The sequence below is a fragment of the Pseudomonas sp. RA_15y_Pfl2_54 genome, assembly GCF_963971015.1.
In the GTDB taxonomy this organism is placed as follows: domain Bacteria; phylum Pseudomonadota; class Gammaproteobacteria; order Pseudomonadales; family Pseudomonadaceae; genus Aquipseudomonas; species Aquipseudomonas baetica_A.
This window is the reverse complement of record NZ_CAXAPN010000026.1, coordinates 55,804-69,794: the sequence shown is the minus strand read 5'-3', so window position 1 is coordinate 69,794 and position 13,991 is coordinate 55,804. Positions and strand designations below refer to the sequence as shown.

Below are 13,991 nucleotides of genomic sequence, written 5' to 3'. Positions count from 1 at the left end.
ATTGTGCCCGAAAAATGGCGTTTACGCCAAGGGGTTTAGGGTTTGGGTTTAGTTCAGGATCACCCAGCGCTGATTAATCAGCAGTTCGATGGGGCGATACTGGGTCTTGTAGTTCATCTTTTTGCAGTTCTTGATCCAGTAACCCAGGTAAACCGCCTCAAGCCCCATGCGTTGGCTTTCGGCAATTTGCCACAGGATGGCGAAGCGGCCCAGGCTGCGGCGCTCTTCGGCGGGCTCGTAGAAGGTGTACACCGCTGACAAGCCGTTTGGTAGCAAATCGGTCACTGCCACCGCCAGCAACCGTCCGTCGAGACGAAATTCGTAAAAGCGCGAGAAGGGCAGGTCGCGAACCAGAAACGTGGAGAATTGATCGCGGCTCGGCGGATACATGTCGCCGTCAGCGTGACGCTGTTCGATGTAGCGCTGGTACAGGTCGAAATATTCTTCGCTGAATTTGGGTTTGGCCGGATGAACCTGCAAATCGGCGTTGCGCTTGAAAATGCGCTTTTGCTGACGATTGGGGGTGAACAGCGCCACCGGAATGCGTGCAGGCACGCACGCATTGCAATTCTGGCAATGGGGGCGATACAGATGATCGCCGCTGCGACGAAAGCCCATTTCCGACAGATCTGCGTAAACATGCACATCCATGGGCTGGCTCGGATCGAGAAACAGGGTCGTGGCCTGCTCCTCGGGCAGATAACTGCAAGAGTGGGGCTGAGTGGCATAGAACTTCAAACGCGCCAACTCGGTCATGATCAACCCTCGGGGTAAGCTGGTGAATTAAGTGTAAGCCACGCGCGCAAAAGTCGCTCAGCAAACCCAGGTCGCATCATTGGGCTGATCCAGATGCCGAGCCAGATATTCCGCGAATTCGTGGCGGGGAATCGCCCGGGCGCCAAGGCTGTGCAGATGATCGGTCGGCATCTGGCAGTCGATCAGCACAAAACCCGAGTCCTTCAGGTGCTGCACCAAGGTGGCAAAGCCATATTTGGAGGCGTTATCCGCGCGGCTGAACATCGATTCACCAAAAAACAGCTGTCCCATCGCCAAGCCATACAGGCCGCCGACCAGTTTGCCCTGATCCCGGACTTCCACTGAATGAGCGAAGCCGCGCCGATGCAATTCAATGTAGGCCTCCTGCATGGCTTCGGTGATCCAGGTGCCATCGGCATAGTCCCGTGGGGCGGCGCAGGCGTGGATCACCGCCTCAAAGTCCTGATCGAAGGTGACCTGGTAGCGTGCTTTGCGCAGTAATTTGCCGAGGCTGCGCGAGACATGCAGTTCGTCGGGAAATAGCACGGTGCGAGGGTCTGGTGACCACCAAAGAATAGGCTGGCCCTCGGAAAACCATGGGAAGCAGCCATGACGATAAGCCTGAATCAGGCGATCGGCGGACAGATCGCCGCCCGCGGCGAGCAGTCCATTGGGGTCGCGCATGGCCTTTTCCAGCGGCGGAAAAGTCAGGGAATTACGTTGTAACCAAGTCAGCATGGCATCCAGGCTTGCAGAAGGGGAGGGTGATGTGGGCTGTTAGCCCGCGCTAAAGTGTGCCGCTAAATGGCGCGAATGTCGTGCCGATCCTGCCTGACGTTTGCAGTGTTGCAACTTGGCAAGCTTGATGCGGTCGTAAGCGAGCGGCGTGGTCGGGCATGCAACAGGCTTGACGGGCAGTCAGTGACAGGTTGCGAGGTGTGGGTGGCAATGCTTCGCTATGTTCATCAAATACACCTCATAAGCCTTTGTCACAAAAGACAATGCATGCTCAAATTGAATCGCAGGTTCTGTACGCTTGGCTATGCTCAAACCTGGGCGTTGAAGCATGGCATCAGACGCACAAACCCGTACAATGCCGGGCTGTTACAGAATATTCGCTGCGTGCGATGCTTATGGCTGTGTTTATGAAAGCATCAGTGCAATGTTAAAAGTAGTCTCAGTTGTGCCCGTCAACTTTTCACCTGCCTGGATTGGGCAGTTTTTTATCGTCATTCAATAGATGGACGCGCCTTGGGCGCAGGAAAAGAAGCGTTTTGAAGAAATCCACCGAAGCACCAAAAACAGTCGTTCCGCTCTGGCGCCAGCAATTGCACTACCGGCTCAAGGAAGGTGCATTGATCGCCATCGGCGCTTTGTGCCTGTTCCTGATGATGGCCTTGCTGACCTACGGCAAGGACGATCCGGGCTGGAGCCACAACAGCAAGATCGACGACGTACAGAATTTCGGCGGCCCGGCGGGCTCTTACAGCGCCGATATCCTGTTCATGGTGCTCGGTTATTTTGCCTATATCTTCCCCTTGCTACTGGCGATCAAGGCCTATCAGATCTTCCGTCAGCGCCACGAGCAGTGGCAGTGGAGCGGCTGGCTGTTCTCCTGGCGGCTGATCGGTCTGGTGTTTCTGGTGTTGTCCGGCGCTGCGCTGGCACACATCCATTTTCACGCCGCGACCGGTCTGCCGGCCGGTGCCGGCGGTGCCTTGGGCGAGAGTCTCGGCGATCTGGCGAAGAATGCGCTGAATATCCAGGGCAGCACGCTGCTGTTCATCGCGCTGTTTCTGTTCGGCCTGACCGTCTTCACCGACTTGTCGTGGTTCAAGGTGATGGACATCACTGGCAAGATCACCCTCGACCTGTTCGAGCTGTTTCAGGGCGCGCTCAACCGCTGGTGGTCGGCGCGCACCGAACGCAAGCAACTGGTTGCACAACTGCGTGAAGTCGATGACCGAGTCCATGATGTCGTTGCTCCGACTGTCACCGACAAACGTGAGCAGGCCAAGGTCAAAGAGCGCTTGATCGAACGCGAGCAGGCCCTGAGCAAACACATGTCCGAGCGCGAGAAACAGGTGCCGCCGGTCATCGCGCCAGCCCCGGTCAAGGCGCCGGAGCCAAGCAAGCGTGTGCAGAAAGAGAAGCAGGCGCCGTTGTTCGTTGACAGCGCCGTGGAAGGCACTTTGCCGCCAATCTCGATCCTCGACCCGGCGGAAAAGAAACAACTCAATTACTCGCCGGAGTCCCTGGCTGCGGTCGGCCACCTTCTGGAGATCAAACTCAAGGAGTTCGGTGTCGAGGTGTCCGTGGATTCGATTCACCCGGGCCCGGTGATTACCCGTTATGAAATTCAGCCCGCCGCCGGCGTCAAGGTCAGCCGCATCGCCAACCTGGCGAAAGACCTTGCGCGCTCCCTGGCCGTGACCAGTGTGCGTGTGGTCGAAGTCATTCCGGGCAAGACCACGGTCGGTATCGAGATCCCGAACGAAGACCGGCAGATCGTGCGCTTCTCCGAAGTGCTGTCGACGCCTGAGTACGACAACTTCAAATCGCCGGTCACGTTGGCGTTGGGTCACGATATCGGCGGCAAACCGGTCATTACCGATCTGGCGAAGATGCCGCACTTGCTGGTAGCCGGTACCACCGGTTCCGGTAAGTCGGTGGGTGTGAACGCGATGATTCTGTCGATCCTGTTCAAGTCCGGCCCGGAAGACGCCAAACTGATCATGATCGACCCGAAAATGCTTGAGCTGTCGATCTACGAAGGCATTCCGCATTTGCTCTGCCCGGTGGTCACCGACATGAAGGACGCCGCCAATGCCCTGCGCTGGAGCGTCGCGGAGATGGAGCGTCGCTACAAGCTGATGGCGAAGATGGGCGTGCGTAACCTGTCCGGCTTCAACGCCAAGGTCAAGGAAGCGCAGGATGCCGGAGAGCCGTTGAGCGATCCGCTGTACAAGCGTGAAAGCATTCATGACGAAGCGCCGCTGCTGAGCAAGCTGCCGACCATCGTCGTGGTCGTCGATGAATTCGCCGACATGATGATGATCGTCGGCAAGAAGGTTGAGGAGTTGATTGCCCGGATCGCGCAGAAGGCGCGTGCCGCGGGTATTCACTTGATCCTTGCGACCCAGCGGCCTTCGGTGGACGTGATCACCGGTCTGATCAAGGCCAACATTCCGACGCGTATGGCGTTCCAGGTGTCGAGCAAGATCGACTCGCGGACCATCATCGACCAGGGCGGCGCCGAACAACTGCTTGGCCACGGTGACATGCTCTACATGCCACCGGGCACCAGCCTGCCTATTCGGGTTCACGGCGCGTTCGTTTCCGACGATGAAGTACACCGCGTGGTTGAAGCGTGGAAACTGCGCGGCGCACCGGAGTACAACGACGACATCCTCAACGGTGTCGAAGAGGCGGGCAGCGGCTTTGAGGGCAGCAGCGGTGGTGGCGACGGCGATGATCCGGAAGCCGATGCGCTATATGACGAAGCGGTTCAGTTCGTCCTCGAAAGCCGCCGCGCATCGATTTCCGCGGTGCAGCGCAAGCTGAAAATCGGCTACAACCGCGCCGCGCGAATGATCGAGGCTATGGAAATGGCCGGTGTCGTCACTTCAATGAACACCAATGGGTCGCGTGAAGTCCTGGCTCCGGGCCCGGTACGCGACTGATTCAGCGCCCCTGATGACTAACAAAAGGACGGTGCAATGATGCGCCGTCCCCTCCCAACGAGTATTCAAGAGGACTCCCATGCGTCTTATCCGCATGCTGTTGCCAGTACTGGCTTTGACCACACTCACGGCCCACGCCGATGACAAGGACGTGGCTCGTCTGACCCAATTGCTGGAAACCTCCAAGACCCTGACTGCTAACTTCTCGCAACTGACCCTCGACGGCAGCGGCACTCAGTTGCAGGAAACCACCGGTGACATGACCCTGCAGCGCCCGGGCCTGTTTTACTGGCACACCAATGCGCCGGCCGAGCAGACCATGGTCTCCGACGGCAAGAAAGTCACCCTGTGGGACCCGGATCTGGAACAGGCCACCATCAAGAAGCTCGACGAACGTCTGACCCAGACGCCAGCGCTGCTGCTGTCGGGTGACGTGTCGAAAATCAGCCAGAGCTTCGACATCTCGGCGAAAGAGGCGGGTGGCGTGATCGACTTCACCCTCAAGCCGAAAACCAAGGACACCCTGTTCGACAGCCTGCGTCTGTCGTTCCGCAACGGTCTGCTCAATGACATGCAACTGATCGACAGCGTTGGTCAGCGCACCAACATCCTGTTTACCGGGGTGAAGGCCAACGAAGCGGTGCCGGCGTCCAAGTTCAAGTTCGACATCCCGAAAGGTGCCGACGTCATTCAGGAATAAGCTCCCACAGGAGCAATCATCGGTCTCAAGATCTACTAGAGGTTTCAACGGTACGTGATGGATCTGTTTCGCAGTGCACCGATTGCCCAGCCGCTGGCCGCGCGTTTACGTGCGACCAATCTGGATGAGTATGTCGGTCAGGAGCACGTGCTCGCTCGCGGCAAGCCTCTGCGTGAGGCGCTGGAGCAGGGTGCCCTGCATTCGATGATCTTCTGGGGGCCGCCGGGCGTGGGCAAGACCACGCTGGCGCGGTTGCTCGCCGAAGTCTCGGACGCGCACTTCGAAACAGTCTCGGCAGTTCTCGCCGGGGTCAAAGAGATCCGTCAGGCTGTTGAAATCGCCAAGCAGCAGGCCGGCCAGTACGGCAAGCGCACGATTTTGTTCGTCGATGAAGTGCACCGCTTCAACAAGTCCCAGCAGGATGCATTTCTGCCGTACGTTGAAGACGGCACGCTGATTTTCATCGGCGCCACCACCGAAAACCCTTCGTTCGAACTGAACAACGCCTTGTTGTCGCGGGCTCGCGTCTACGTGCTGAAAAGCCTCGACGAGGCGGCGCTGCGCAAGCTTGTACACCGCGCGCTCAGCGAAGAGCGTGGCTTGGGCAAGCGCAACCTGACGTTGAGCGATGAAGGCTTCCAGATGCTGTTGTCCGCCGCCGATGGCGATGGGCGGCGGCTGCTTAATCTCCTGGAGAACGCTTCGGATCTGGCCGAAGACGACAGCGAGATCGGCATCGAACTCCTGCAAAGTCTGCTCGGTGACACCCGTCGTCGCTTCGACAAGGGCGGTGAGGCGTTCTATGACCAGATATCCGCGCTGCACAAATCAGTGCGTGGTTCCAATCCGGATGGCGCGCTGTACTGGTTTGCACGGATGATCGACGGCGGTTGCGACCCGCTGTACCTGGCCCGGCGCGTGGTGCGCATGGCCAGCGAAGATATCGGCAATGCCGACCCGCGTGCCCTCAGCCTTTGCCTGGCGGCGTGGGAAGTGCAAGAACGCCTCGGCAGTCCGGAAGGCGAGTTGGCGGTGGCTCAGGCCATTACGTATCTGGCCTGCGCACCGAAAAGCAATGCGGTGTACATGGGCTTCAAAACCGCTTTGCGCGCGGCCGCTGAAAACGGCTCGCTGGAGGTGCCGCTGCATCTGCGCAACGCACCGACCAAGCTGATGAAACAACTGGGCTACGGCGACGAATACCGTTATGCCCATGACGAGCCGGACGCCTATGCGGCCGGCGAAGACTATTTCCCGGAAGAACTCGAGCCGATCCCCTTCTATCAGCCGGTGCCGCGTGGCCTGGAATTGAAGATCGGCGAGAAGCTCAATCACCTTGCCCAACTCGACCGTTTAAGCCCAAGACAGCGGAGAAAATAGTGATTCCATTGATAGTTGCGGTCTCCATCGGCGGGGCCGCCGGTACATTGTTGCGCTTTGTTACCGGCAATTGGATCAATGCCAATTGGCCGCGGCACTTCTATACCGCGACGCTGGCCGTTAATATCGTGGGCTGTCTGCTGATTGGCGTGTTGTACGGCCTGTTTTTGATCCGCCCGGACGTGCCGATTGAGTTGCGTGCCGGGTTGATCGTTGGCTTCCTGGGTGGGCTGACGACTTTTTCATCCTTTTCACTGGATACGGTGCGCCTGCTGGAAAGCGGGCAAGTGCCGCTGGCCCTGGGCTATGCGGCGCTCAGCGTATTCGGCGGGCTGCTCGCAACGTGGGCTGGCCTGTCTTTGACCAAACTTTGATAACGAGAAACCGACATGCTCGATTCCAAACTGTTACGTAGCAACCTTCAGGACGTAGCGGACCGCCTGGCTTCCCGTGGCTTTGCCCTGGATACCGCGCGCATCGAAGCGCTGGAAGAACAGCGCAAGACCGTCCAGACCCGCACCGAAGCATTGCAGGCTGAGCGTAACGCGCGTTCCAAATCCATCGGTCAGGCCAAACAGCGTGGCGAAGACATCGCACCGCTGATGGCGGACGTCGAGCGCATGGCGGGCGAACTGAGCGCCGGCAAAGTCGAGCTGGACGCAATTCAGACCGAACTGGACTCGATCCTGCTCGGTATCCCGAACCTGCCGCACGAATCCGTGCCGGTCGGCAAAGACGAAGATGACAACGTTGAAGTGCGCCGCTGGGGCACTCCGACCGCGTTCGATTTCCCGGTTCAGGACCACGTCGCCTTGGGCGAAAAGTTCGGCTGGCTGGACTTTGAAACCGCCGCCAAACTGTCCGGCGCACGTTTTGCCCTGCTGCGTGGCCCGATCGCCCGTCTGCACCGCGCACTGGCGCAGTTCATGATCAACCTGCACGTCAACGAGCACGGCTATGAAGAGGCTTACACGCCTTATCTGGTTCAGGCTCCGGCGCTGCAAGGTACCGGTCAATTGCCGAAGTTCGAAGAAGACCTGTTCAAGATCGCTCGCGAAGGCGAAGCCGATCTGTACCTGATCCCGACGGCGGAAGTGTCGCTGACCAACATCGTCGCCGGCGAAATCGTCGATTCGAAACTGTTGCCGATCAAGTTCGTCGCCCATACACCCTGCTTCCGTAGCGAAGCCGGTGCGTCGGGCCGTGACACCCGCGGCATGATCCGTCAGCACCAGTTCGACAAGGTTGAAATGGTCCAGATCGTTGAGCCGTCGACCTCGATGCAAGCGCTGGAAGGCCTGACCGCCAACGCCGAAAAAGTCCTGCAATTGCTCGGCCTGCCGTATCGCACCCTGGCGTTGTGCACCGGCGACATGGGCTTCAGCGCCGTCAAGACTTACGACCTGGAAGTGTGGATTCCGAGCCAGGACAAGTACCGCGAAATCTCGTCGTGCTCAAACTGCGGCGATTTCCAGGCCCGTCGTATGCAAGCGCGGTTCCGCAATCCGGAAACCGGCAAGCCTGAACTGGTACACACCCTCAACGGTTCCGGTCTGGCTGTTGGCCGCACGCTGGTTGCCGTGCTGGAAAACTATCAGCAGGCCGACGGTTCGATCCGCGTGCCGGACGTGCTGAAGCCTTACATGGGTGGCCTTGAGGTCATCGGCTAAATGAAATATCTGCCGCTGTTTCACAACCTGCGCGGCAGTCGTGTGTTGGTCGTCGGCGGGGGGGAAATTGCCTTGCGCAAATCCCGCCTGCTGGCCGATGCCGGTGCGCAGCTGCGGGTGGTTGCACCTGAAATCGAAACACAGCTGCGTGAGCTGGTCGTGGCCAGCGGTGGCGAATGCCGGGTTCGCGGTTACGCGGAAGCGGATCTGGACGGTTGCGTGCTGATCATTGCCGCCACGGATGACGAAGCGCTCAACGCACAAGTCTCCACCGATGCCCATCGGCGTTGCGTGCCGGTCAACGTGGTCGACGCCCCGGCCTTGTGCAGCGTGATCTTCCCGGCGATCGTCGATCGCTCGCCGCTGATCGTTGCGATCTCCAGCGGCGGCGATGCGCCGGTGTTGGCCCGGTTGATCCGCGCCAAGATCGAAACCTGGATTCCGTCGACCTACGGACAACTGGCCGGTCTCGCCGCGCGTTTCCGTAATCAGGTCAAAAGCCTTTTTCCGGATGTGCAGCAGCGTCGCGGGTTCTGGGAAGACGTGTTTCAGGGGCCGATTGCCGACCGGCAACTGGCCGGGCAGGGCGCCGAGGCCGAGCGGCTGCTGCAAGCGAAGATCGATGGCGAGGCCGACGTCACCACGGGTGAGGTATATCTGGTGGGAGCAGGGCCGGGTGATCCCGATCTGCTGACCTTCCGTGCGCTGCGTCTGATGCAACAGGCTGACGTCGTGCTGTATGACCGTTTGGTCGCACCGGCCATTCTTGATCTGTGCCGTCGCGATGCCGAGCGGGTTTACGTCGGTAAGCGTCGCGCCGACCACGCCGTGCCGCAGGATCAGATCAACCAGCAATTGGTCGATCTGGCCAAGGCCGGCAAGCGAGTCGTGCGATTGAAGGGCGGTGATCCGTTTATCTTCGGCCGTGGCGGCGAAGAGATCGAGGAGCTGGCCGCGCACGGCATTCCATTCCAGGTCGTACCCGGTATCACGGCAGCCAGCGGTTGTGCGGCGTACGCCGGGATTCCACTGACCCATCGTGATTACGCGCAGTCAGTGCGCTTTGTCACCGGGCATTTGAAGGACGGATCCACCGATCTGCCGTGGGCCGACCTCGTCGCCCCGGCGCAGACGTTGGTGTTCTACATGGGCCTGGTGGGGTTGCCGGTGATTTGCGAGCAGTTGATCAAGCACGGTCGCTCGGCGGACACCCCGGCAGCGCTGATTCAGCAGGGCACCACGGTCAATCAGCGCGTCTTCACCGGCACGCTGGCTGACTTGCCGCGAATGGTGGCAGAGCATGAAGTGCATGCACCGACATTGGTGATCGTCGGTGAAGTGGTGCAACTGCGCGAGAAACTGGCGTGGTTTGAGGGCGCTCAGGCGCAGGTCTGAAGATCGCGTCGTCTCATTCGCGAGCAAGCTCGCTCCCGCATTGGATTTGTGAACGACACAGATCTAGTGTGGGAGCGAGTTTGCTCGCGAAGAGGCCCTCAAAAACACCGAATCAACTAACCCCTCTGCCACACCCCTTTCCCGCCCAACCGCGCCCGATCATGGGCCTCAGTGAAGTCCTGCTCTGGCCCCTTCGGCACAACCCCCGTCGGATTGATGGTCTTGTGACTGCCGTAGTAGTGATGTTTGATGTGCTGAAAATCCACCGTCTCGGCAATCCCCGGCCACTGATACAGCTCACGTAGCCAGTTCGACAGGTTCGGGTAGTCGGCAATCCGCCGCAGGTTGCACTTGAAGTGCCCGTGATAGACCGCATCAAAGCGAATCAACGTGGTGAACAAACGGATATCTGCTTCCGTCAGGTACTCGCCGGATAGATAGCGATTGGCACCGAGCACGCGTTCCAGATGATCCAGTTCTGCAAACACCTCATCGAACGCTTCTTCATAAGCTTGTTGCGACGTGGCAAACCCGGCGCGATATACGCCGTTGTTCACGGCGGGATAGATCCGTTCATTCAGCGCATCGATTTCACCGCGCAGTGGCGCTGGGTAGAAGTCCAGGTCGTTGGCGGTCAAACCATCGAAGGCGCTGTTGAACATGCGGATGATCTCCGCTGACTCGTTACTGACGATGCGCTTGAGTTTCTTGTCCCACAACACCGGCACCGTGACGCGACCGGTGTAGTCGGCGGTGTCAGCGGTGTAGCGCTGGTGCATGAAATCGAAGTGATCGAGCTTGTCACCGGTCGAGCCTAGCGACGTGTCGAAGGTCCAGCCGTTCTCCAGCATCAACCAACTGACTACCGAGACGTCGATCAGACTTTCCAGGCCTTTGAGTTTGCGCAGAATCAGCGTGCGATGCGCCCATGGACAGGCGAGGGAAACGTAGAGGTGATAGCGCCCGGCTTCGGCGGCAAAACCACCTTCACCGCTAGGGCCGGGCTTGCCGTCAGGGGTGACCCAGTGCCGGCGCTGCGCCTGTTCGCGCTGGAACGCGCCGTCCTTGGTGCTTTCGTACCACTTGTCCTGCCAAAGGCCATCCACTAATAAACCCATGTCCAAGGCTCCTGAAACCAATAATCGTTGGCGTCGAGTCTATTCCCATGAGTTCGAACAAAAAGCGCAAAGATCAGGCGCAAATGATCGGTTAAATCGATTTATCCCGCGCAGTCCAGTATTGCTCGGCGGTTTCGAACGCCTGCTCACGGCTCTGGCCGAGACCGCGCAGGGCGAGCGCCATGGTCGAGATCAACGCCATCTGCGGATAGCTGTCGACGACGTCGCCGCGCCACACGGCTTTCAAATGATCGACGTCCAGCGAGGCTGGTTTGACATGACGTTGCGCCGACATTTGCGGCCATTCCTCGTCCCAGCTCTCGCCGCCTGTGGTGCCGTACAGGTGACTGGTGGCATCCGGGTTGATCTCGATTTCGCCGCCATCACCCTTGACCACAATCGCCGTGTCACCGAGTAAACCACTGGCATCGCGGTGCACCGCCTGATAGCCCGGGTGGAAAATGCTTTGCAGCCCACAACGTGCGCCCAGCGGATTGAGAATCCGCGCCAGCGAGTGGATCGGTGAGCGCAGCCCCAACGTGTTGCGCAGGTCGATCATCTGTTGCAGTGGCGCCGCCCAGTCCACCAGCGGCATGAACGCCAGCCCGCCGTTGTCCAGTGCGACGGCGACCTGTTGCCAGTTGCGGCACAGCGGGATATTCAGTTCGCCCAGCACTTGCTCGCTGTACAGGCGTCCGGCGGTGTGCGCGCCGCCGCCGTGCATGAAGATGCGTATGCCGTTCTGCGCCAGGCACTTGGCCGCCAGCAGATACCACGGCAGATGACGTTTCTTGCCCGCGTAGGTCGGCCAGTCCAGGTCGACATTCAGCGCCGGCGCCTGCAATCGCTCACGCAGGGCCTCGGTGAAACCGGCCATTTCTTCGGCGCTTTCTTCCTTGTGCCGCAGCAACATCAGAAACGCGCCGAGCTGGGTGTCTTCGACCTTGTCGTCGAGCACCATGCCCATGGCTTCGCGGGCTTCCTCACGGGTCAGATCGCGGGCGCCGCGCTTACCCTTGCCCAGAATTCGCACAAATTGAGCGAACGGATGTTCGGCGGGTGTTTCGAGAGTGAGCGCTGGAAAGTCGGTCATAAGCAATTCGTCGGTTTGGGCAGGCCCGCCAGTTTCGCGGCGAGTTTGGCGGGGGTGCCTTTGAACAATCGGTTCAGGTACAGGCTGTTGCCTTTGTCCGGTCCGAGTTTTAACGCGGTGTATTTGATCAGCGGTCGAGTGGCCGGCGAGAGCTGGAATTCGGCATAGAAGCTGCGCAGCAGTTCGAGGATTTCCCAGTGTTCAGGCGTCAACTCGATGCCTTCGGCGGCGGCGAGGGCGGCGGCGACATCGTGAGACCAATCGCTCAGATCAACCAGAAAGCCGTCTTTGTCCAGATCGATGGCGCGATCGCCGAGGGTCATGGAATTCATAGCCAACTGTTGACCTTGTCGTGCTGGATCGACAGTTCGACGAAGGCCGGATAATCGATCGCTTGCGCCCAGTCCGGAACCTGCACAGCACGGGCCTGTGCGTCTTCGGCCAAGACGAAAAGCTTGATTTGACGGTTTTGCAGTGCAGTGAATGGCGCGGTGTTCGGTTGTAGTGCGTACACCGCGTCCCCTGACAACAGCAATGCATCGGCGCTGCCGATCACGCGCAGGCAACTGGTCAGGCGATCGTCGCCGAATGGTGAGTGAGACAACACATGCAAAGTCGACATCAGAGGGTGATCACCTGGTCGTAACGGTCAATAAGGGCGGTGATTTGCTCGGCAGCGAGCGGTTGTGCTTCGTCCAGCGATAGATCGGCGAGGCCACGGGAACTGGCGCTGTCGGCGCAGTAGAACAGCTCTTCGACGCCAAACATCGGCAACGCTTGCAGGTTGGCGCTCAGGTCTTTCTGTTGCAGCGCCTTGGCGTTTTGTCCAGCGGCCAATTGCAGCACGCCGTCATCGAGAAACAACAGGCCGATCGGCAGATCGAAAGCACCGCCCGCCAGCACGATATCCAGCGCTTCGCGGGCGCCGGGGCCGGACCACGGTGATTGGCGGCTGACGATCAACAAGGATTTGGCCATCTCACGCACCTCCGAAACAGATCAGGCGGTCAGCGTCTTGCACCGCGTCATGCAACTGGCCGAGGCCGGACAGTTCCCACGGCGCACTGACGGAGACGGCGTCGCGTTGATAGCGCTTGGCTTCGTCGTCGTTCAGCACCCCTCGGCGCAGGGCCGCGGCGATGCACACCACGCCGTCCAGTTGTTGCTCGCTGATGAAAGCGCGCCACTGCTTGGGCACGTCCAGTTCGTCCTGCGGGGTGACCAGCGCGTCGCAGGCGTTGTAGACGCCGTCCTGATAGAAAAACAGCCGGACAATCTCATGCCCGGCGGCCAGTGCGGCCTGCGCAAACAGCAGGGCACGGCGCGAGGAGGGCGCATGGGCGGCGGAAAACAGCGCAATGGCGAACTTCATGACGGACTCGATCAGCAAAACTGCGGCCATGATAAAGCTTTATCGGCGAGGCGGCTAAATCGATGTTGCCTGCTGGCGATAGCGAAGTGTCAGGCAAAAAACGCTGAGTCGTCAGCGCGGCATGTAACCCAATTGCCAGCGCCTGGGGATTTTCAGAGAGAGCAGCCCGATCATCGCGGCCAGCACACCGCTGACGAACATTGCCTTGAGTCCTAAATGATGTTCCAGCACCGCGCCCACAATTGCGCCGACAAACATCCCGCTCCACGGCACGAGTTGCACGCGCCAGCCACTGCGCCGCTCGCCGAGCAACCATCGGCCCAGACCGCGTCCAAACCGCGATAACGCGCCGGTGACATAGGTGAGCCCAACCGGTAGGCCGTTCACTTCTTCGACGGACGCGTTGAGCATGCCCATCGCAATGATCGCTGCGAGCAGCGCCGGCAGTTGCGTGTCAAACGGCCAGGCCGCCGACGCGCAGAGCAGGGTGGCGATGCAGAGCAGCAGCGGCAGCGCCCGGCGCCCGCCGAGACGCGCGACGAGTACGCCCAAGGCGTTACCGACAATGAACGTCACGACAAGAATCACCAGGCGCACGGTCAGCCCGATATCGCCATCACTGATCGCCACCGCCAGTCGGGTGGTGTTGCCGCTCATGAACGAAACGAAGTCGCCGCTGGCCATGAAGCCGATAGCGTCGGTCATCCCGGCCAGTACCGACAGGCTGGCAACCAGCGCCAGGCCCACACGCCCGCGCCATTTTTGCTTGTGCAGATGGCCGGGGCTGGCGCGGTGAGTCGAGGCGGATGGCAGCATCGGCGAAA

The 13,991-nt window shown here is 59.9% G+C and carries 15 protein-coding genes; 6 read left to right on the top strand and 9 right to left on the bottom strand.

Annotation, left to right across the window (positions count from 1 at the left end):
* Positions 1-48: 48 nt before the first annotated feature.
* Complete coding sequence (locus AACY50_RS19065) at positions 49-756, bottom strand: arginyltransferase (RefSeq protein ID WP_339434079.1); 708 nt, start codon at positions 754-756, stop codon at positions 49-51.
* A gap of 57 nt (positions 757-813) precedes the next feature.
* Positions 814-1,494 (bottom strand): leucyl/phenylalanyl-tRNA--protein transferase, encoded by a 681-nt coding sequence (gene aat, locus AACY50_RS19060; RefSeq protein WP_339434080.1) that lies wholly within the window; start codon positions 1,492-1,494, stop codon positions 814-816.
* Positions 1,495-2,030: 536 nt separating this feature from the next.
* Between aat and AACY50_RS19055 the strand changes: the two genes are divergently transcribed.
* From AACY50_RS19055 to cysG, 6 genes are all read left to right on the top strand, one after another.
* Positions 2,031-4,439 carry a DNA translocase FtsK gene (locus tag AACY50_RS19055; RefSeq protein WP_339434081.1) on the top strand — a complete coding sequence of 803 codons (2,409 nt, stop codon included), beginning with the start codon at positions 2,031-2,033 and terminating at the stop codon, positions 4,437-4,439.
* A gap of 79 nt (positions 4,440-4,518) precedes the next feature.
* Positions 4,519-5,139, top strand: coding sequence for an outer membrane lipoprotein chaperone LolA (lolA, locus tag AACY50_RS19050; protein WP_339434082.1), 621 nt, complete (start codon positions 4,519-4,521; stop codon positions 5,137-5,139).
* Between the two features lie 57 nt (positions 5,140-5,196).
* On the top strand, positions 5,197-6,519 hold the full coding sequence (locus AACY50_RS19045) for a replication-associated recombination protein A (protein WP_339434083.1): 1,323 nt from the start codon (positions 5,197-5,199) through the stop codon (positions 6,517-6,519).
* Positions 6,519-6,893 carry a fluoride efflux transporter CrcB gene (gene crcB, locus AACY50_RS19040; RefSeq protein WP_339434084.1) on the top strand — a complete coding sequence of 125 codons (375 nt, stop codon included), beginning with the start codon at positions 6,519-6,521 and terminating at the stop codon, positions 6,891-6,893. The genes AACY50_RS19045 and crcB overlap by 1 nt, the downstream gene beginning before the upstream one ends.
* A gap of 15 nt (positions 6,894-6,908) precedes the next feature.
* Positions 6,909-8,189, top strand: coding sequence for a serine--tRNA ligase (gene serS, locus AACY50_RS19035; RefSeq protein ID WP_221730371.1), 1,281 nt, complete (start codon positions 6,909-6,911; stop codon positions 8,187-8,189).
* Entirely contained in the window at positions 8,190-9,584 is a 1,395-nt protein-coding gene (cysG, locus tag AACY50_RS19030; protein ID WP_339434085.1) for a siroheme synthase CysG, read from the top strand.
* Positions 9,585-9,700: 116 nt separating this feature from the next.
* Here cysG and AACY50_RS19025 read toward each other — a convergent pair whose 3' ends face one another.
* The 7 genes from AACY50_RS19025 to AACY50_RS18995 form a co-directional block, all read right to left on the bottom strand.
* Complete coding sequence (locus AACY50_RS19025; protein ID WP_339434086.1) at positions 9,701-10,702, bottom strand: glutathione S-transferase family protein; 1,002 nt, start codon at positions 10,700-10,702, stop codon at positions 9,701-9,703.
* A 91-nt stretch (positions 10,703-10,793) separates the two neighbouring features.
* Positions 10,794-11,795: a glycosyl transferase family protein gene (locus tag AACY50_RS19020; RefSeq protein WP_339434087.1), complete on the bottom strand. Its 1,002-nt coding sequence runs from the start codon at positions 11,793-11,795 to the stop codon at positions 10,794-10,796.
* Positions 11,792-12,127, bottom strand: a complete 336-nt coding sequence (locus AACY50_RS19015) for a TusE/DsrC/DsvC family sulfur relay protein (protein WP_339434088.1) — start codon at positions 12,125-12,127, stop codon at positions 11,792-11,794. Before AACY50_RS19015 ends, AACY50_RS19020 begins: the two co-directional genes overlap by 4 nt.
* Complete coding sequence (gene tusB / locus AACY50_RS19010) at positions 12,124-12,417, bottom strand: sulfurtransferase complex subunit TusB (protein WP_339434089.1); 294 nt, start codon at positions 12,415-12,417, stop codon at positions 12,124-12,126. The genes AACY50_RS19015 and tusB overlap by 4 nt, the downstream gene beginning before the upstream one ends.
* The gene (gene tusC / locus AACY50_RS19005) at positions 12,417-12,773 is read right to left on the bottom strand and encodes a sulfurtransferase complex subunit TusC (protein ID WP_339434090.1); all 357 of its coding nucleotides are present in this window, start codon (positions 12,771-12,773) and stop codon (positions 12,417-12,419) included. Before tusC ends, tusB begins: the two co-directional genes overlap by 1 nt.
* A 1-nt stretch (position 12,774) precedes the next feature.
* A complete protein-coding gene (tusD, locus tag AACY50_RS19000) occupies positions 12,775-13,167 on the bottom strand; it encodes a sulfurtransferase complex subunit TusD (RefSeq protein WP_339539008.1) in 393 nt (130 codons plus the stop codon).
* A gap of 111 nt (positions 13,168-13,278) precedes the next feature.
* A complete protein-coding gene (locus AACY50_RS18995) occupies positions 13,279-13,983 on the bottom strand; it encodes a YoaK family protein (protein WP_339434092.1) in 705 nt (234 codons plus the stop codon).
* Between the last annotated feature and the right edge of the window lie 8 nt (positions 13,984-13,991).

What these genes read in the sequence shown, in the direction of transcription:
- lolA (WP_339434082.1), top strand. Translation starts at nt 4,519, where the DNA reads ATGCGTCTTATCCGCATGCTGTTGCCAGTACTGGCTTTGACCACACTC.
- tusD (WP_339539008.1), bottom strand. Translation starts at nt 13,167, where the DNA reads ATGAAGTTCGCCATTGCGCTGTTTTCCGCCGCCCATGCGCCCTCCTCG.
- serS (WP_221730371.1), top strand. Translation starts at nt 6,909, where the DNA reads ATGCTCGATTCCAAACTGTTACGTAGCAACCTTCAGGACGTAGCGGAC.
- cysG (WP_339434085.1), top strand. Translation starts at nt 8,190, where the DNA reads ATGAAATATCTGCCGCTGTTTCACAACCTGCGCGGCAGTCGTGTGTTG.
- AACY50_RS19020 (WP_339434087.1), bottom strand. Translation starts at nt 11,795, where the DNA reads ATGACCGACTTTCCAGCGCTCACTCTCGAAACACCCGCCGAACATCCG.
- AACY50_RS18995 (WP_339434092.1), bottom strand. Translation starts at nt 13,983, where the DNA reads ATGCTGCCATCCGCCTCGACTCACCGCGCCAGCCCCGGCCATCTGCAC.
- aat (WP_339434080.1), bottom strand. Translation starts at nt 1,494, where the DNA reads ATGCTGACTTGGTTACAACGTAATTCCCTGACTTTTCCGCCGCTGGAA.
- AACY50_RS19065 (WP_339434079.1), bottom strand. Translation starts at nt 756, where the DNA reads ATGACCGAGTTGGCGCGTTTGAAGTTCTATGCCACTCAGCCCCACTCT.
- tusC (WP_339434090.1), bottom strand. Translation starts at nt 12,773, where the DNA reads ATGGCCAAATCCTTGTTGATCGTCAGCCGCCAATCACCGTGGTCCGGC.
- AACY50_RS19025 (WP_339434086.1), bottom strand. Translation starts at nt 10,702, where the DNA reads ATGGGTTTATTAGTGGATGGCCTTTGGCAGGACAAGTGGTACGAAAGC.
- tusB (WP_339434089.1), bottom strand. Translation starts at nt 12,417, where the DNA reads ATGTCGACTTTGCATGTGTTGTCTCACTCACCATTCGGCGACGATCGC.
- AACY50_RS19045 (WP_339434083.1), top strand. Translation starts at nt 5,197, where the DNA reads ATGGATCTGTTTCGCAGTGCACCGATTGCCCAGCCGCTGGCCGCGCGT.
- AACY50_RS19015 (WP_339434088.1), bottom strand. Translation starts at nt 12,127, where the DNA reads ATGAATTCCATGACCCTCGGCGATCGCGCCATCGATCTGGACAAAGAC.